Annotated in this window: 17 protein-coding genes and 1 pseudogene; 9 read left to right on the forward strand and 9 right to left on the reverse strand. The window is 40.0% G+C overall.

All coding sequences use genetic code 11. The features are described from left to right. The first annotated feature begins 1 nt into the window (after window position 1). Entirely contained in the window at window positions 2-358 is a 357-nt protein-coding gene (locus tag B9Y69_RS01020; protein ID WP_085471163.1) for an Hpt domain-containing protein, read from the forward strand. Here B9Y69_RS01020 and pssA read toward each other — a convergent pair. Both pssA and rho read right to left on the reverse strand, forming a co-directional pair. Beyond that, the gene (gene pssA, locus B9Y69_RS01025) at window positions 351-1034 is read right to left on the reverse strand and encodes a CDP-diacylglycerol--serine O-phosphatidyltransferase (protein WP_085471164.1); all 684 of its coding nucleotides are present in this window, start codon (window positions 1032-1034) and stop codon (window positions 351-353) included. The genes B9Y69_RS01020 and pssA overlap by 8 nt on opposite strands. A gap of 68 nt (window positions 1035-1102) precedes the next feature. Beyond that, window positions 1103-2569, reverse strand: coding sequence for a transcription termination factor Rho (gene rho, locus B9Y69_RS01030; protein ID WP_085471165.1), 1467 nt, complete (start codon window positions 2567-2569; stop codon window positions 1103-1105). Between the two features lie 350 nt (window positions 2570-2919). On the opposite strand from rho, the gene B9Y69_RS01035 reads away from it, so the two are divergent. Together B9Y69_RS01035 and B9Y69_RS01040 are read left to right on the forward strand one after the other, a co-directional pair. Beyond that, window positions 2920-4644 carry an MFS transporter gene (locus tag B9Y69_RS01035; protein WP_085471166.1) on the forward strand — a complete coding sequence of 575 codons (1725 nt, stop codon included), beginning with the start codon at window positions 2920-2922 and terminating at the stop codon, window positions 4642-4644. A 236-nt stretch (window positions 4645-4880) separates the two neighbouring features. Next, entirely contained in the window at window positions 4881-5741 is an 861-nt protein-coding gene (locus B9Y69_RS01040) for an N-acetylglucosamine kinase (protein ID WP_085471167.1), read from the forward strand. A gap of 84 nt (window positions 5742-5825) precedes the next feature. Here the strand turns inward: B9Y69_RS01040 and B9Y69_RS01045 are convergent, their stop codons facing one another. Both B9Y69_RS01045 and B9Y69_RS01050 read right to left on the reverse strand, forming a co-directional pair. Beyond that, a complete protein-coding gene (locus tag B9Y69_RS01045; protein WP_085471168.1) occupies window positions 5826-6515 on the reverse strand; it encodes a metal-dependent hydrolase in 690 nt (229 codons plus the stop codon). A 2-nt stretch (window positions 6516-6517) separates the two neighbouring features. Continuing rightward, complete coding sequence (locus B9Y69_RS01050; protein WP_085471169.1) at window positions 6518-6841, reverse strand: YbaB/EbfC family nucleoid-associated protein; 324 nt, start codon at window positions 6839-6841, stop codon at window positions 6518-6520. A 123-nt stretch (window positions 6842-6964) separates the two neighbouring features. Between B9Y69_RS01050 and B9Y69_RS01055 the strand changes: the two genes are divergently transcribed. Beyond that, complete coding sequence (locus B9Y69_RS01055) at window positions 6965-7462, forward strand: substrate-binding domain-containing protein (RefSeq protein WP_085471170.1); 498 nt, start codon at window positions 6965-6967, stop codon at window positions 7460-7462. 45 nt (window positions 7463-7507) lie between these two features. Here the strand turns inward: B9Y69_RS01055 and B9Y69_RS01060 are convergent, their stop codons facing one another. After that, window positions 7508-8461, reverse strand: a complete 954-nt coding sequence (locus tag B9Y69_RS01060; protein ID WP_085471171.1) for a hypothetical protein — start codon at window positions 8459-8461, stop codon at window positions 7508-7510. A 287-nt stretch (window positions 8462-8748) separates the two neighbouring features. Between B9Y69_RS01060 and B9Y69_RS01065 the strand changes: the two genes are divergently transcribed. Next, the gene (locus B9Y69_RS01065; protein ID WP_085471172.1) at window positions 8749-9333 is read left to right on the forward strand and encodes a thymidine kinase; all 585 of its coding nucleotides are present in this window, start codon (window positions 8749-8751) and stop codon (window positions 9331-9333) included. Window positions 9334-9400: 67 nt separating this feature from the next. Here B9Y69_RS01065 and B9Y69_RS01070 read toward each other — a convergent pair whose 3' ends face one another. Beyond that, window positions 9401-9919: a glutathione peroxidase gene (locus B9Y69_RS01070; RefSeq protein WP_134433573.1), complete on the reverse strand. Its 519-nt coding sequence runs from the start codon at window positions 9917-9919 to the stop codon at window positions 9401-9403. An 11-nt stretch (window positions 9920-9930) separates the two neighbouring features. Next, the gene (locus B9Y69_RS01075; protein WP_085471174.1) at window positions 9931-10791 is read right to left on the reverse strand and encodes an N-acetylglucosamine kinase; all 861 of its coding nucleotides are present in this window, start codon (window positions 10789-10791) and stop codon (window positions 9931-9933) included. A 130-nt stretch (window positions 10792-10921) separates the two neighbouring features. On the opposite strand from B9Y69_RS01075, the gene B9Y69_RS01080 reads away from it, so the two are divergent. Further along, window positions 10922-12655: a M61 family metallopeptidase gene (locus B9Y69_RS01080; protein WP_085471175.1), complete on the forward strand. Its 1734-nt coding sequence runs from the start codon at window positions 10922-10924 to the stop codon at window positions 12653-12655. Between the two features lie 144 nt (window positions 12656-12799). Here the strand turns inward: B9Y69_RS01080 and B9Y69_RS01085 are convergent, their stop codons facing one another. Further along, window positions 12800-13327, reverse strand: a complete 528-nt coding sequence (locus tag B9Y69_RS01085; protein WP_085471176.1) for a hypothetical protein — start codon at window positions 13325-13327, stop codon at window positions 12800-12802. A 235-nt stretch (window positions 13328-13562) separates the two neighbouring features. On the opposite strand from B9Y69_RS01085, the gene B9Y69_RS01090 reads away from it, so the two are divergent. Genes B9Y69_RS01090 through B9Y69_RS01100 form a run of 3 tightly spaced genes read left to right on the forward strand, consistent with a single transcriptional unit; the run spans window position 13563 to window position 17137 of the window. Further along, window positions 13563-15329: an AMP-dependent synthetase/ligase gene (locus B9Y69_RS01090; RefSeq protein WP_085471177.1), complete on the forward strand. Its 1767-nt coding sequence runs from the start codon at window positions 13563-13565 to the stop codon at window positions 15327-15329. A gap of 3 nt (window positions 15330-15332) precedes the next feature. After that, window positions 15333-16295, forward strand: a complete 963-nt coding sequence (locus B9Y69_RS01095; protein WP_085471178.1) for a YihY/virulence factor BrkB family protein — start codon at window positions 15333-15335, stop codon at window positions 16293-16295. Beyond that, a complete protein-coding gene (locus B9Y69_RS01100; protein ID WP_200811723.1) occupies window positions 16295-17137 on the forward strand; it encodes a DMT family transporter in 843 nt (280 codons plus the stop codon). The genes B9Y69_RS01095 and B9Y69_RS01100 overlap by 1 nt, the downstream gene beginning before the upstream one ends. Window positions 17138-17145: 8 nt before the next feature. On the opposite strand, the pseudogene B9Y69_RS19140 reads toward B9Y69_RS01100, so the two are convergent. Further along, window positions 17146-18852 (reverse strand): annotated as a pseudogene (locus tag B9Y69_RS19140) (carboxypeptidase-like regulatory domain-containing protein); the annotation flags it as partial.

Consider the following 18852-nt stretch of genomic DNA (forward strand, 5'->3'; position numbering starts at 1 on the left):
AATGAACAGCAATTATAAAATAATAAATCCCAGCGCTATATCGGCAAACCTAATGGATAACAAAGCGATCATTAAGCAATTCCTAGGCTTGTATCAAACCCAGATTCCTTTAGATTTTGAAGATTTACGGGACGCTGTATTGGCGGAAGATCATACTGAAATTGCATCAAAGGCACACCACATAAAACCTACACTAGGCTATATAGGTGCTTCTTCTTTGCACACAAAATTCCAGGAACTCGAACATGCAGGAAGAAATGAGGACTCCATCCGTACAATCAATCATAAATTCAGCCTCATTGAAGAAGAATATAACACCCTAATGGATGAGATAAACCGGTACTTGGAAACTATTTAACAGCTTTTTCTTGTGCAAAGTGAAGCAGAGACATCACGATATAAATAAGCAAGACGAAAGGAAGGGCCACAAATTTGAAAACGATCAATAGAAGTACGCTAATCATCAAAAAAATGTACTTAAATCTATTGGGGTACCATGCCATAGTCGTCAGTTTCATACTAAATAGTTTAATTTCTGAAACTAACAGTAAGCTTGTCCCAACTGTAATCACAAGAAGGACGGGTACATTGTAAACTAATTGTGGGTACTGCTGCGCAATAAAGGGCAACGAAATAATAAAGAAAGTATTCATCGGTGTATTTAGTCCGATAAAATCCGTCGTTTGACGTTCGTCAATATTAAATTTTGCCAATCGTAAGGCAGAGAAAACGGTGACTAAAAAAGCGATGTATGGCAGATATGCAGCATCGCTTGCTTCTTTAAAAAGCATAAAAAGTATAGTTCCGGGTAAAAAGCCAAAACTGACCATATCTGCCAAAGAATCCAACTCCTTACCTATATTTGATTTAACATGTAAGGCACGTGCAACCATTCCATCAAAAAAATCAAAAATACCCGAGGCCAAAATGCAATAAAAAACATAAAGAAATTCACCTTCCAAAGCAAAGAGCACACCTATGCATCCACTAAAAAGATTCAGGCAAGTTAATGTATTTGGAATATGTTTCTTCATGTCATAAAAAAATTAAGCCACCCTTTGACAAGCAAAAGATGGCTTAAAAGTAGTAAATATTGATGATATTACTTGTTCATACTTATTAAAAACTCCTCGTTAGATCTCGTACCACGCATTTGCGTCAACAAGAATTCCATCGCTTCATTAGAGTTCATATCGGCTAAGTGATTACGCAACACCCACATACGTTGTAACGTATCCTTATCAACAAGAAGGTCATCACGACGCGTACTTGAAGCTGTAAGATCGATTGCAGGGAATACACGTTTGTTCGCCAATTTACGATCAAGCTGCAACTCCATGTTACCTGTTCCTTTGAATTCTTCAAAGATAACTTCATCCATTTTAGACCCCGTATCTGTAAGTGCTGTTGCTAAAATTGTCAATGAACCACCATTTTCAATATTCCGCGCAGCCCCAAAGAAACGTTTAGGTTTATGTAACGCATTTGCATCGACACCACCAGAAAGGATTTTTCCAGACGCTGGAGCCACCGTATTGTACGCACGAGCCAATCGAGTGATCGAATCCAATAAGATAACCACATCGTGTCCGCATTCAACCATACGTTTAGCTTTCTCCAAAACAATATTGGCAATCTTCACGTGGCGGTCTGCTGGTTCGTCAAATGTAGAAGAAACAACCTCAGCACGCACGCTACGCGCCATATCGGTCACCTCCTCCGGACGTTCATCGATCAACAAGATGATCAAATATACTTCCGGGTGGTTCTTCGCAATCGCATTTGCAACCTCTTTCAGTAAGTTTGTTTTACCCGTTTTTGGTTGTGCCACGATCAAACCACGCTGCCCTTTACCAATTGGTGTAAACAAATCCATAATTCGTGTCGAATGATTTGAAGTACCTAAATCAAGGTTTAACTTCTCCGTCGGGAACAATGGTGTTAAATAGTCGAAAGGCACACGATCGCGAATCTCAGCTGGATTCTGCCCGTTAATTGCCTCTACGCGTACTAATGGAAAATACTTCTCCCCTTCTTTCGGTGGGCGAATAGATCCACGTACATTATCTCCAGTCTTAAGACCAAATAATTTGATCTGAGATTGCGACACATAAATATCGTCAGGGGACGTCAAATAGTTATAATCGGATGAGCGTAAGAAACCATAGCCATCAGGCATAATTTCTAAAACACCCTCATTTACAATAACATTATCAAAATCGGTTGGGAGAACCGGTGCTGCCGGTGTTTCTGGTTTTGCGGATACTGTGTTTTCTTCATTGGTAGAAGGTGTGGCACGTTCTACTTCCTGATCAGCCTTAACTTCCTCGCGCTTTGCTAAAGCTACAGGCTCTGTTTTAACGGTACGTACGCGCTTACGAGTACGCTCTGCACCAACTTCTTCTTTTTTGTCTTCTTCCTTAACCTCATCCGCAGATTGCTTAGCAATATCTGCAATTTGATCGATCAATTCTTGCTTGCGTAGTTTTTCAACATCAGTGATGCCTAATACTTTTGCAATCTCGCGTAACTCCGACACGAGCTTGGTATTTAGTTCATTAATATCCATTAACTTTTAATATTATGAGATATAGGATTTTATTGCTTTTATGAATCCATCCAAAATTTTTGTAGAAACCAACAGTTAATATGGTTAAGACAAAGACAAACAGTTACTCCATAGTGCTTTTGTAAACTATTTATCAAAGGATAAATTTGAGAATCGGCACAAAAATAATATAACAATTGTAAATTCAAAGAAAATTATTAATATTTTTCTCTGCATATTAGACTTTAATATACAAATCATAACGGAGATTTCAAAAAAATGTTTTACAAAAGTTATCAACCTTATATTTTTTTTAGATTTGTAATAATCTTTGTATGTTTAAAAATCAAACTAAAACGTTTTAATACTGTATGAAAGAAAATCAATCAACCAACTACCCTGCCCTATACACCTTAGTAGTTGTCTTCTTTTTCTGGGGATTTATTGCCGCAGGAAATAGCGTATTCATTCCTTTTTGTAAGAATTACTTTCAACTGGATCAATTTCAATCACAATTAATTGACTTTGCTTTTTATAGTGCCTACTATATTGGAGCACTTTTACTTTTTATATTTAGCACCATCTCCGGCCGAGATCTCGTCGGTAAATGGGGGTATAAACGAAGTATTATCTACGGTTTATTATTTTCGGCCCTTGGTGCGGCAGCTATGATTATAGCGGTTGAGGTGAATGTATATGTAGGTATGTTAATCGGTTTATTTATCGTGGCTTTAGGGTTTTCTTTACAACAGACCGCAGCAAACCCGTTCGCCGTACTTTTAGGTGATCCTAAAACAGGCGCTTCTCGCGTAAATTTGGGTGGTGCCATCAATTCCTTTGGGACAACAATTGGTCCGCTTGTGATTGGTTACGCACTCTTCAGCACGTTTGAACCTATTTCAAACAGTGAAATTGCGAACTTACCATTAAACAAGGTTGTCTACCTATACATTATTGTGGGTTTACTTTTCGTGTTGGCAGCAGGTCTTTTTCATTTCTCTAAAAAAGTCCCTGCCGGTGTTAACAATGAACCTATGGAATCAGCCAACAAAGCAAAAAACACCCTTATTGTCATGACGATTTTGCTTCTTCTAATGTTCATCCCTGTGTTTACCAGTTACAAAGGAGAAACAGCATTGCAAATTGAAAAGCTACAGGCACAATTAAGCACCTTAACAGATCCTGCCGCTATTACCACACTTAAAGCCCAAATACGTGAAATAGCTCATCCTTTGGAACTAAAACGCATGGCATGGTTGGTAGGTGCACTTCTTTCAGTAATCGGTGGTTTAGTTTTCGCGTACAGTAAAGCTTCAAAAAATGCAGCCGGTTGGGGGGCAATGAAATATCCACAATTAGTGCTGGGAATGTTGGCTTTATTCATATATGTAGGGGTTGAAGTCGCCATCGGAAGTAACCTTGGTGAACTTTTAACATTGGACGAATTTGGCAGTCTACAATCCTCGGAGATTACGCCTTATGTATCCATGTACTGGGGAGGAATGATGATCGGACGTTGGGCTGGTGCCATTTCCGCATTTCAATTTACAAACCGAACCAAACAAATTTTATTGGTTATCGTTCCTATCGTAGCCTTTGCTATTATTATAGGTGTGAATAGCTTAGCCGGATTCGACATGTCTCACCTTTTATTTTTTATTATCTGTGTAGCCATCCAAATTATTTCATTTTTCATCAGTAAAGAAAAACCAGCACGTACCCTTCTTATTTTTGGTGCGCTTGGTTTATTGGCGATGGTTGTCGGTTTAGTTTCGACAGGAATGGTGGCCATCTTCGCCTTCCTTACCGGCGGATTAGCATGTTCTATCATGTGGGGCTCCATCTTTAGTTTATCGATCGTTGGTCTTGGAAAATATACAGAACAGGGTTCCGCTTTCTTGGTCATGATGATTCTAGGGGGCGCTATTATTCCGCCATTGCAAGGAAAATTAGCTGATATTATTGGTATTCACAATTCTTATATATTACCACTTCTTGGTTTTGCCTATATTATTTTATTTGCGATTATCGTTCGTGGATTCTTGAAGAAACAGGGTATTGATATTGACCAAATCGAATCTGAAGGTGGACATTAAGCTTTTGTTATTGTACTATATACACTAAGTGAAGTAAAAAATTACATTCCAAAAAAGTGCCTTTAATGTATTTTAAAGGCACTTTTTTATAAAAAAAAATAAGTAGAGGTTTAAAAAAGTACATTTTTTAAAGTTTAATATTCTTGTTTTTGAAGTTAAAGACGTATTTTCGAACGAACAATTTCACAATTGATTAACAAACAAACTAAAAATAACACCATAAAAACCAATCTATAATGATTATCATTGCGGACGGAGGGTCAACAAAAACAAACTGGTGTTTGTTGGATGATTCGAATAAAAAAATTTATTTCAACACGGAAGGATATAACCCATACTTTGTTGATAGTGACTACATCGTTCACTCCCTAAAAAAAGGATTACCTCAAGACTTACCGTTTGAGAAAGTAAGCGAAGTTAACTACTATGGCGCTGGTGTCCACAATGGAGAAAAGGCTAAAATCGTTGAAGTAGCTTTACAAATAGTTTTCCCTAATGCTAAAGTTGAAGTTGGACATGATCTTTTGGCCGCTGCACGTGCGCTATTGGGCGACCAACCCGGCTTTGCTGCCATCTTAGGAACGGGAACAAACAGCTGTATCTACGACGGACAAGAAATTACACACAATATTGATTCTGCCGCTTATATCTTAGGTGATGAAGGTAGTGGTTCCTATATTGGAAAGAAATTATTAACAGATTTTATCCGCGGATTAATGCCTGAAGATGTTTCAGCTGCATTTTTTGAAACATACAAGTTGACACCGGATGAAATTATGGATAACGTATATACGAAACCGTTAGCAAATAGATTCTGCGCTAGTTTCAGCAAATTTGTTTACGATAACAATGTGAACATCCAATATACACGTCAAATTGTTGACGATGCATTTGAAGCTTTCTTCAAAAACCTGGTTAGCAATTACCCTGATTACCAAAGCTATACTTTTAACTGTATTGGCTCTGTGGGATACAATTTCAGAAATGTACTTACTGAGAAAGCACACCAATATGGCATGCAGGTAGGGAAAATATTACGCTCCCCAATAGACGACTTAGTACAATTCCATATCAATAGAGCGGCAAAAGCTAAATAGTTTTTCGCACAGAAAAGAGATACAATTTATATAAAAAGGGGGAACATGAATCATGTTCCCCCTTTTTATATAAATCAACCGGCATTATGACAATACCATCGTCTCACCAACCGCCGGCAAATGTAACGTTAATCCGGCCTGCGAAAAGTCTACCTTTGCAGCAGCCGTATCAATAGCTATCGGTGGAAAGGTATTGTAATGTATACCAATAATATTTTTACAGTTCACAAAACCCGCAGCTTTAATAGCGTCGGTTACCCCCATCGTATAGTGTCCTCCAATTGGTAATAAAGACCAATCAAGGGCTAGATCTTCGAGCAACTTCATCTCCATAGTAAGTCCCGTATCTCCCGCAAAATAGATCTTCTTATCGCCGATAAAGAAAACATAACCTACAGGGAAACCACCATACTGACCATCGGGAGTACTATTGGTATGTAATGCATATACCATCTTCACTTTTCCAAAAGGGAGTTCCAAGATACCGCCGAAGTTATATTCGATAACTTTCTCTTCAGGTACTCCTTGTCGGCGCACCCAAGCCGCTGTTTCCACAATCGAAACAACCGTAGCATCACTATTTTTCTGAATCTCATACATATCTGCGACATGATCACCATGACCATGACTTAAGAAGATATAATCAGGACGTAGGCTTCCTACATCTACCGATTCCGCTAAAGCATTTCCTCGAATAAAGGGATCTAGCAACACTTTCACCCCGTCGAAATCAAACTCGACACAAGATTGACCGTAATATGTAACCTGTACCATACTTACTTATTAAATAGATTCCCTAAACCACCTAAACCTCCCATACCACCAAGTAAATCTTGTGACACGGCTTGCATTTCAGATTGACTCACATTCTCTGCCTGTGCAAGTGCCTTATTAAGTGCTACAACGAGCAATTCTTCCAGCTCTTCCTTATCCGTTTCGTTAAATAGCTCTGGGGCTATCGTCACCTCTTTGATCTCCTTATTCGCTGAAGCAACCACTTTAATCTTTCCACCTTCTGCTTCACCTACCACAGAGATATTGTCTAATCTCTTTTTTACTTCCTCAGCCTTTTGCTGCGCTTGAAACAATTTATCGAACATAACTAAATTCTTAAAATCCTTACGCAATTTACAAAATCTATCCTAGACCAGCCGTATTAAAAAGACTCCAATTAGGTTCTTAACAATAGCTTCCTTAAATTTGTCGCTTAAATATTGCCTCAAATGCAACAACTAAACTTCTACGATCAACTATTAGAAAACGAAAAGCAACGTAATCCTCAGGCAGGCGAATACCTGGAAGAGGAAATAGATATATTGATACACAAACTCAAATATATCCACCGAGATATCCGTCCGACTGTTTTAATCCTACAACAAGCAACAGACTTTTCTCCCTTATATAACGAACAACTGCACGACATTATCGCTATTGCAGGAGGTGTATCCATTGCGGATAAAATGGATAATCCTTCTATAATCTGCATCGTACAGGAAGACGAGTCCCTCTTAAGTACTATTTTCAGCGTATTACAGGACGACGTATTAAGCCGAAGTAATGCGGTTCAAAAAAATCAGATATACATCATTCAGAAAGAAAACTTTGCAACCCAAGATAGTGACTTCTTAAAAGATGTGGAGATATGCGCCGAGATTATACAACCAAAGTATTTCATCTATGGTCACCAAGGAACCGAGTGGCTCAAATTCGATATAGCATAAAAAAAGGCGTTTTGAGAAAAACGCCTTTTTTTATACGGGTTATTACTACCCCATATATTTTTTTCGTAAAATCGCATACAACTTATCTACGGTAAGCGGTTTATCGGCCCAATTATTCTTTAAGGCATAGTTTGTTTGTAAAAAGGCATCGGCCTCTCCAAATGTAGCATACCGATTCAAGAGTTCTACAGCTTCGCTGTACGCTAATGAATAACCATTAAATAAATCTTTAATAAACAACAGCTTATCATTTAAGCTAATACTACTTTTCAAGTCGGTAATCCGTTCAGTTGCCGTCCCAGCATGCGATACCGATGCCGCAGCAGGTGCGGATGAAGCCACATTTGCTTGTCTTTGTTGCTGCAAGATTTCATTCAATGTCAATGGACGTGAAGGAGCTGTCTTTTCTTCCACAACTTCCACTTTCTCTTCGCGCTCAACTACTCGGGGTGTTTCTATTCTTTCCGTAGGAACAAAAGTTTCTTGCACCGTAACAGGCAGGGGCTCTTCTTCTACTGGCTCCTCTATTATCGGTTGAAACAATTCAGGCTGTGCAATTTCAGATGTTGTGGGTTGTTCTATTTCTGGTGTATGCTCCACCGGAGATTCAACTTCTGCTGCGAATGCCGGCGTTTCATCTAACGATGCTTCCGCGGCAGGATACGCAGTCTCCATTTCATCGGTAACCGTCGGCACAAATGTCTCTACAATAACCTTTTCCACGCGTGTAGCCACTAAATCCTCAACAGGCATCACAGCCTCTTCCCTAGGTTCCGAAAACGAAGCCGCTATAGGCGCCTCCGCAACGGGCAATGTCGATCCGCCCAAACGCTGCAACACCTCGATGTGCACCGTCAGATAACGGGCTTTCGCCTCCAATAACACCAATGCCTCCGCACGGTTATCTATCCCTTCCTCCGACAGCGTTGCATAGCTATCATTTATCTCTACTAAAAGATCTCCTATCTTTGAAAAAACTTCTGCTTTCGTGTAACCCATTTCTCTTTAATATTTTTTTGTCCTCGATTTTTGTGAACAAACGAAATCAACTGATTGCTACAGCGTTCCGATTTAGACTGAACTTGCTTCCTTCAAACTTAGCTAAAAATGCACGCAAATCCAACTCTAAAGGCTGGGAATAGATTACATTTTTTTCACAGTACCTCTTCCTTTCCTGAGCCTTTGATACATGAAAAGTAAGATAAAATTTCGATATTCGTGGGATTCAGCGTGAAGATTTAACGTATGTTTAACCTTCACTTTAAAAGTACAACGTAAAAAAATACATGCTATTCTCTGAGCACAACTTTATTAAGAAAAATGTAGATATGGGCAGTATCGAAGTTATCTGTGGGTCTATGTTCTCCGGAAAGACAGAAGAACTTATCCGTCGGATGAAAAGAGCTCAATTTGCGAAGCTGCCGGTCGAAATTTTCAAACCCGCCATTGATATCCGATACGATGAACAAGCAGTTGTCTCGCACGATAGCAACCGTATTCCTTCTACGCCAATCTCACATTCCTCGGCCATTCTACTGTTGAGTGCCGAAACCAAAGTGGTCGGTATCGATGAAGCGCAGTTTTTTGATGACGAGTTACCGCATGTATGCGTGCAGCTCGCGAACCGCGGCGTTCGTGTCATTGTTGCAGGTCTCGATATGGATTATAGAGGAGAGCCTTTTGGCCCCATTCCTGCGTTACTAGCTGTCGCAGAACACGTCACCAAGGTACACGCCGTATGTGTACAATGTGGAGCACCAGCAAACTATTCCTACCGCATAGCTGCAAGTCAAGACCGGGTGCTCTTAGGAGAAAAGGATAGCTATGAACCGCGCTGCCGCAGTTGCTACTTTAGTTTGCACACCCCTTAAACAACAATCCGATCAATGGCTTTATAAAAACAAAAGGACATCCAGCTGGACGTCCTTTTGTTTGTTACTATTTAATATTATCGGTGATACTCTTATCCAAAGGATTCACCTTCGAACGATACCGGTGCACCAATTTACCTTCTTTATTAATTAAGAACTTCTCAAAATTCCAATTGATATCACCTGTAAAATCAGGATTCTCCTGGGTGGTCAAATACTGGAATAAAGGTGTAATTTCACTGCCCTTAACCTCTACTTTTTCAGAAAGAAGAAAGGTAACTCCATAATTTTTTTCGCAAAAATTTTGAATTTCGGCATTAGATCCTTTCTCTTGCTCTCCGAAATTATTCGCCGGAAAACCAATGATCACCAAATCCTTACCATATTGCTGATGAAGCGCTTGCAAGTCCTTGTATTGCTTGGTAAAACCACAAGCCGAAGCGGTGTTCACAATCAGCACATATTTACCCTTAAAGCTCGACATTTCAATCTTCTTGCCTTCGATAGAAGTGAAGTTGAAATCGTAGATAGAATTTGCCGGACTTAACATCGAAGCCAACAGCATAATCGTGTTTATTAGTACCATGATAAAATTTATTATGTCAATATTTTTGTTTCTCGATCAACAACGTAGTGAAAAAGTTGCTCCATCGGACTTTTCAAAATCGTTCCTATATTAATGCCATGCACTTCACACACATCACGTAGTTGCATATCAAAATGGTAAGCAATACTGCCCACAAAATTTACGCGGTAATCCCAATAATCAGCATGCGTCATGATATTCGTACGAACAAACTCATCAAAACCATTACGCAACAAATTATCGATAAAGGGGTGCATAATATTCTCGGTCATAAATCCGGCAAAAGAAGCTAAATATGCATTGGGCCGATCACGTTGATAAACATTCTTAATAACGATCTCTTTGTTTAATTTATACTTTTCCTCGAACTTTTTAGACAAGTCTTTAGGCATTTTCTCATACAAAAAACTTGTAATCATCTGCTTTCCAAACCATGCACCCGATCCTTCGTCCCCCAATACATAACCAATACCGTGCACACTAGGCCGCAACATTTCACCATCATAAAAACCAATATCAGATCCCGTACCTATGGTACAGATATATCCTTTCTCTACCCCGAAGGTAGCATAGGCACAGCCTAAAAGATCACATTCCACAGACACAAAAGCAGTTGGAAAAATTTCACTTAAAGCATTCGAGACAATCTCTCGGCGATCTGGAGTGATACACCCTGCACCGAAAAAATACACCTCATGTATCTCACTGGCATAGGGTAATATTTCTGGAACATCTTTCATTACCTTTAGGATTTCCTTCTCATTTACAAAAAAAGGATTTAACCCCTTCGTTCGAAAAGATAAGGGTTTACTATCTGGTAAATTAAGCATCCAATCGGAATTCGACGAACCACTATCTGCAACTAAAATCATACAATAACACAGGCATTAATCTATAGTCAAAGATAACAAATTTGATGTAATATTTTGATTTCCCTACGAATATCCATTTGATGTGAACTATATTAAAGGTAGCTTTGCAATATATTCTAAATCATCATTCATGGCTGACTCCAGTATACATTTTACCGTCTCTTTTCAGGAACCACAAGCACATTATGCCGAAATACAAATAGATTTACAGCAGTTCGATAAAGATTATATCGACCTGAAGATGCCCGTTTGGACACCTGGCTCCTATTTGATCCGGGAATATTCCAGGCATGTAGAGCGTTTATCCGCGGAGGCGAACGGCAAAGCTGTTCGTTGTGAGAAAATAGCCAAAAATACATGGCGTGTTTATAGTCATAAAGAGAATGTAAAGGTGCAATATAGTGTGTATGGTTTTGAAGTATCTGTACGCACAAATTTCATCGATAACGATCATGCCTTTTTAAGTTCGGCCGCGACTTTTATGTTTCCTGATGGTTTTCTGAATCATCCTTCAACCCTATCCATCACCCTTCCGGAAAATTGGTCTAGCGTATCAACAGGTTTGCCAACCGTACCCGGTAAAGAGCACACATATTACGCGTCAGACTTCGATATTTTATTTGATTCTCCTTTGGAGATCGGAAACCAAGATGTGTGGCACTTTGAAGCAGCAGGCGTACAACATGAATTTGCTATGGTCGGAGGTGGCACTTACGATAAGAAACAATTGTCGGAAGATATTCGTAAAATCGTAGAAATAGAAACGGATATCTGGGGAGAAAATCCCAACAGTCGTTACGTCTTTATTACGCATAATTATCAGAACGGCGGAGGGGGGCTGGAGCACCTCAACTCGACAGTCTTAGGCGCAAGTCGCAATGGGTATCAACAGGCTGCAACGTATAAAAACTTCCTGAGCCTGGTAGCGCATGAATACTTTCACCTGTGGAATGTCAAAAGATTGCGTCCAAAAGCACTTGGTCCTTTTGATTACGAAGCGGAGAATTATACGACAGGCCTCTGGATCATGGAGGGATTTACAGCATATTACGACAATCTGATTATTCGCCGCTGTAACTTCCACTCACCAAAGGAATATTTGAACCTATTGGCATTGGATTTCAATATCGTTTACAATAGACCTGGCTTCCAGATACAGTCAGCAGGTCTTGCGAGCTTTGACACCTGGATCAAACAATATCGTCCCGACGAGAACTCATCGAATACCAGTATCTCCTATTACAATAAAGGAGCAATGTTGGCGGCAGCGCTCGATATTCGAATTATTACAGAAACGGATGGTGCAAAACGATTAGATGATGTACTTCGTGCTGCCTACCAACAGTTTTATAAGACGGAAGGTCACGGTTTCGAAGAATCTGCTTTCCAAACTCTTGCCGAACAAACCGTGGGGGTAGATTTATCTGACATCTTCGAAGCGGCTCATACCAACCAAGAGTTAGACTATAATGACTTTTTTGAAAAGGTAGGGTATCAGTTAATCGATGTGAATGCCAATAATCAAGAACGCTCACTAGGCTTAAAGACAGCCGTCATCGAAGGTCGAATTGTCGTAAAAGTCGTAGAACGAGGATCTGCCGCTTGGGATGCAGGTATATCAGTCGACGATGAACTTATCGCTATCAATGGAACACGCCTTGATGTTTTGGGTAAAGAGCTGGATTTTGTGTTAGAGCAAGGAGCGATAGATGATATTGTTGATGTACTCGTATCCCGTGATGGCCTTATTCGAACAGTTCCGACGCCATTACGTCGCACAACAAAAAAAGTTTATACCATCCAGGAGTTTGAACAAGCTTCGGTTCGGGCAAAAGAATTAGGCCGCATTTGGCTTTCGATATAACAAATAAAAAGGCTGTTTAAAACAGCCTTTTTATTTGTTCCTTTGAACCAATCAAAGGACTAAATGTCATTCTTTGCCATAAATTGAATATTTCGACCACCTCAACAGGACAATTTACAGCCTTTCTAGACGGCGTCTTTTTTATTAAAACTTGTAACGAATACTAAGCCCAAAAGGATCAATTAACTTAATACTGCTCTCTTGAATAAAATCAAAGTAAGGCTTAAGATCCAGCGAAATAGATAATGGTGCTGTTGGAATAGCATACTCCACACCAATGATACCATCTACGCTGAGCGCTAATTCAGACTTGGGATTTGTCCGGCTGGTAATAACTTGTCCATTCTCGTTTGTCACTTGAACGGTTTCAGATTTATACTTAAAGCTTCCCAAGCTTCCTCCAAAACCATAAAACCACGTGAAGTTTTCCGCTAGTGGCTTATGAAACTCGTATAAACCGACCATCCGAAAGCGTCTGGACTTAGAATTGCTTTGGATACTTAGAATTCCCTCCACGGCACGATCTTCAGCCAGCGTATATCGGTAGTTGAAACCCGTTGCGCTTCCGAAACGGCCACCGACAGCATGCTGACTCGATAATTGTGCTGAAGCTTGATTAAACGTAAAAAATATTAGACCTAGTGTTAGAATTAGCCAATGTGTTTTTCTCATGGATACGGTAATTGTTTGTGTGTTTCAAAAGTACTACTTTTTTTAACGTTCAAAAGTTAAAACATGTTATGATGCGACACAAAATAAGTTCACTTTTCATTCGATAAATCAAACAATACCGCGTAAAATTTCTTTTTATTATTATGTGCGCATTATATTTTCGCGCTACATTATAGCTGCAAATTTTGTATATTAGTGAAATACTGGAATTATAAATCTATAACTATACACAGATATGGACAAATTAAATAGACTATTTGACATTATCGATAGATATACCCATAATCACCCGAGCGATCGGATGGTAGCAGGTAAACAGGATAATAAATGGATATATTATTCCACTGCTGATTTTGTAAAAATCAGCAACAGCCTAAGCAAATCTTTACTTCAAAAAGGCTTCAAAAAGGGCGATAAAATAGCACTTATGTCCGGCAACAGACCGGAATGGAATTTCGTAGATTTTGCCTGTAACCAAATTGGGGTTGCCATTGTGCCGCTCTACCCGACCTTATCGGAACAAGATCTATCCTATATCTTAAATGATGCGGAGGCCAAACTCGTATTTGTGAGCAATGCAGAACTATCCAACAAATTAGATGTAGCGATCAAAGAGCACAATCTGGATATCGAAGTATTTACCTTTGATGTCATTCCTGGAAAAACATGCTACCGTACGTTACTTGATGCGGGAGATAAATTAGACACCGATCTGAAGCCATACAATGACGCGGTAGAACCGGATGATCTTCTTACGTTGATCTATACTTCAGGGACGACAGGCAAGCCTAAAGGGGTTTTCTTAACGCACCGCAACATTTTAAGCAACGTCCAGGCTTGTGAACACTTGGTCATGGACCATCTAAATCTACGCAAAGCATTAAGCTTTTTACCGCTCTGCCACATTTTTGAACGGATGGTCGTATACCTATACCTTTCCCGAGGGATCGAGGTGCATTATGCGGAAAGCTTAGATAATATTGTTGGGGACATCAACGATGTAAAGCCACAGATCTTCACGACCGTGCCGCGGGTACTCGAAAAAGTTTACGACAAAGTAGTAGAGCGCGGAAAGACCTTAACAGGGATCAAAAAATCCATTTTCTTTTGGGCCCTTGAGGTGGGGCATCAGTTTCAGGAACCGCCAAGGAATGGAACCTTTTATAAGCTCAAATTAGCCATTGCGCGAAAACTGGTTTTCTCCAAATGGCAAGAGGCCTTAGGAGGTAACATTGAGCTCATTATTTCTGGCGGTGCTGCACTTCAGGAACGTCTCGCACGCGTTTTCTGGGCCGCCGGCATCAAAGTCTTAGAAGGATATGGGCTAACCGAGACTTCTCCCGTTATTGCCGTAAACTCACACATCGAAACTGATGTCAAATTTGGTACAGTCGGCCGCGTCTTGAGCAACCTGAATGTAAAAATTGCGGAAGATGGCGAAATTCTCGTCAAAGGACCAAGCATCAGTCCGGGCTATTACAAAAATCCAGAAGCGACCAAAGAAGCAATCGATGAACAAGGCTTCTTCCATACCGGTGATATCGGAGAAATAACACCCGATGGTTTCTTGAAGATTACAGATCGGAAAAAAGAAATGTTTAAAACCGCGGGCGGCAAGTACGTCGCGCCACAGATTTTAGAGAATAAATTCATGGAGTCCACCCTCATTGCACAAATTATGGTAGTTGGGGAGAACCAACGTTTCCCTGCGGCTTTGATTGTCCCGGCCTTCGATGCGCTGGAAAAATGGTGCCAACATAAAGGCATTCCTTTTGATTCACGTGAAAAAGCAATCCAAAACCCTCAAATACTCGAAAAATATCACCGTGAAATAGACCGTCTGAATGAAGATTTCGGACAGTGGGAAAAAGTGAAAAAATTCGAGCTTCTCGATAAAGAGTGGACAATTGATAATGGTGAACTAACACCAAAATTAAGCCTAAAACGGAAAGTAATCCTACAACGTTCGGCCGAGCTTATGAACAAAATATATGCAGAATAACCTATGGATAAAGGGTTATTTAAACAGAAAGTTAAAAATTTAGGCTCCGTACTCCTTGGTGCGGGGTCTGACTTTTTAGACGACAGGTGTCTAAAGAAGAGTGCTTCTTTGGCGTATTACACGGTTTTCTCTATTGGGCCAGTCCTTCTTATTCTGATATGGGCTTTGGGCTTCTTCTATGGCAGTCAGCTCGATAGCCCCACTGGAGCGCAGGATGAAATTATGGAAGAACTAAACCAACTGTTTGGGCCCGATATCGCCACGATGTTGGATGCAGCCATAAAGAAGATATCCTTTGAGAATAAAAATAGCATTGCTGTATATGTTGGTATCGGTATTTTGATCTTCTCCTCGACAACCATATTTATCGACATCCAAAATTCAATAAATGAAATCTGGCGCATCAGGGTTAAACCTAAAAAAGGATGGGTAAAGCTTGTTATCGATCGTCTTCTTTCTTTTTCAATGATTATCGGACTGGGATTCTTATTGATGGCTTCACTGATCCTGAGCAGTATTATCGGCGTATTGATGAATTACTTTGGACAGTATTTTGTACACATCGATATGGAAATGATCGACAGCATCAACTCCATCGTTACCTTCGTTGTAATTACAGTTCTCTTTGGTGCAATTTTCGCCTTTCTTCCTGACGCAAAAGTACGTTTTCGCGATATCTTTTGGGGAGCGTTATTTACGTCGCTCTTATTTCTATTAGGTAAATATGTCATCGCCTATTACCTCAGTAACAATGCAATCGCCAGCTCCTACGGTGCCGCTGGCTCCGTGATCATTCTGCTCGCCTTTGTTTACTACTCCGCTGCTATTTTATACTTTGGTGCTGAGTTTACCAAACATTATGCTATTCAATTTGGTGGAGGCATCCGACCGGCATCATACGCGGTGATGATTGAACAAGTAGAGGTAGAAATTGATTCGGAAAACCAAAACGATACCACTTCTTAGTGCAACAGGATAAAAGTATCCAATACATGTTATTGGCGGGGCTTTTATTTGCCCTGATGAATGTATGCGTAAAATATGTATCACATATACCAACACTGGAAGTCGTTTTCTTTCGATCTATTTTCAGTTTGGTTGCATCCTACTATGTCTTAAGACGCCAACAAATTCCAGTACTCGGTAACAACCGAAAAATGCTAACCTTACGAGGAATTGCAGGATGCCTCGGCTTAATCGGCTCTTTTTACACCTTGCAACATATCCCCTTGGCATCCGCCGTTACGATCAATTACCTTTCGCCATTCTTTACCGCAATTCTGGGTATCTTTATTGTTCAGCAAAAGTTACGTCCTATCCAATTTCTATATTTTGCCATGGCCATTGGTGGTGTCTTTCTCTTAAAAGGTTTTGATACCCGGATTTCGACAGCCGATCTCCTTATTGGTATTACCTCAGCAATTTTCTCGGGATTAGCGTATAACATTATTGCGAAACTACGTCATACCGAACATCCGCTAGTCATTATGTTCTACTTCCCGATGCTGACCTTGCCTATTGCTGGCGTCTACTGTCTATTGAACTGGCAGCAGCCACAAGGGCTAGATTGGCTGTTTCTCTTACTGATTGGGATTTTTACACAAGGAGCACAGTATTATATGACCCGATCTTACCAGCAGGCAGATCTGTCCAAAGTAGCCAGTTTAAACTATCTCGGGGTAATATACGCCTTGGTTTTTGGTTATTTCATCTTTGATGAGCAGCTCAACAGTTATGCCTACTTAGGGATAGCTATTATTCTGCTAAGTGTTATCCTGAATGTAAAAACAAAAAAAGTGGCCTCGTAGGCCACTTCTTATTTCACATTATAATAATAAACACTTCGACCGATGGTTCCCGCTTCATCTTGTCCCTCGACAACGACTTTATATTTCCCATTACCATCTGCGTTGTAAAAATCTAATGATACCTGACCCGTTGCATCAAGTACTACGTCCGGATTCCAGTAAATTGTAGTTCGGTAATCATTGGTATTCTTGCTGGCAGGTGTGTCATACTTAGGCGCATAGAACTTACGTTCTTTAACGTAGCCTAGTGGCATCATCTCAACAATATTCGTCTTTGGCAACAAACTTTCGATCTCAGAAAGAGACATCCGAGGCATCTTTTTCTGATCATTTTTCTTCGTCATGATCGAGACAACACCATCATTTTGATACATCCGACTAACGGTTCCCAAGTCATCGCGTAAAAAGATCTCGATAGCCTCAATTTCTGCCGTCTGTATTGAATTCAGTGAAGGCTCATCAATCGGCATTCCGTTTAAAAAGAACTGTACTGGAACACGACTTCCCTGATTGTAGTTACGTGAAACATAGTATTTCAAGGTTTGGGTATCGTATGTAATCCCAGTCAAAAGTGTGCTTAAGCACATCGTTAAAACATTACAACCCGATAAGCGATCTGCTTCAATACGATGTTCCGGCATAGACAAACCTGACAATGCTGAAAACTCTTTGCTGGTCACCTGCTTTTTCTGTACCCCGGTTACCTGAATCTCATCAATAAGGATGGATGTACGGTATTCGTTCTTACTGTTCGTAAGATAAGCTTTCATTTCATTATCAATATTCTGGATATTATTTCTTGCGTATGGATTTCCTTGATCTATAGCCGGGAAATACGACTGATCCATATTAATTACTAAGTTCCTGAAATTGTCGTTCCCACGTGCATTTACCGTCACTTTGGAAGAATCAGCAAAAACTAGATTCTCAAAGACAAAGCGACCACTATTATCGGTATACACATCCTTCCTGAAATTACGGGACGGTATAGACAACAAGAGCCCACCATTTGGATATGCCCGTCCAGTATTCAAGCGTAAAATACCTGAAATATTTATCCCTTGTTCCGGCATAAATTGTACTTGTGGCAGTTTTTCTGCAATCAGGTCATCATACGAAAACCGCCTAAAGCCTTGCGTCATCAATAAAGCATCCAATGCTTCCTTCCGGTTCGCATTCGCCGTATTAAAATAATAATTCGGACGTTCTACGTAACCTTTCAAATCCGATGTCAGCAAGTAGTTGCTTAGTATCCCTAAATCTTCGTCGTCATTGTATGGCACTTTGGCTTCGTCGACAATAGACACCGAGTAATTCGATTTTAGTGTATCCTTATTGGCTACTGCAATAGATAGTTTAACGGGATCCTTCTGCCCATAAACTGTCTTATCGGTACTAATTTTTATCGGTAAAAACTCCTGTGAATCATTAAAAACCAGTCGTTCACTGATCAAACGACCATCAGGATGCATAATGGATAACTGTACGATTCCGTTCGGTAGTTTATCTTTGGGAATATTAATCAAAACCGAGGCATTTTTTAATGTAGCCTGTGCCGCATAAACCAAATGTCCATTGGATTGGCCTAAAACGTAAAAAGGTTGGTTTGTATTTTTCTCAAAAAAAGCATCGTTGGATACCAGGCCAAACTGTACATTATCCCCTTCTTCTTTATGCAGAACCAGACTTAATCCCTCTGCTTTTACTTCCGGAAG

Origin of the sequence: Sphingobacterium psychroaquaticum, assembly GCF_900177625.1 — a bacterium.
Lineage (GTDB): Bacteria > Bacteroidota > Bacteroidia > Sphingobacteriales > Sphingobacteriaceae > Sphingobacterium > Sphingobacterium psychroaquaticum.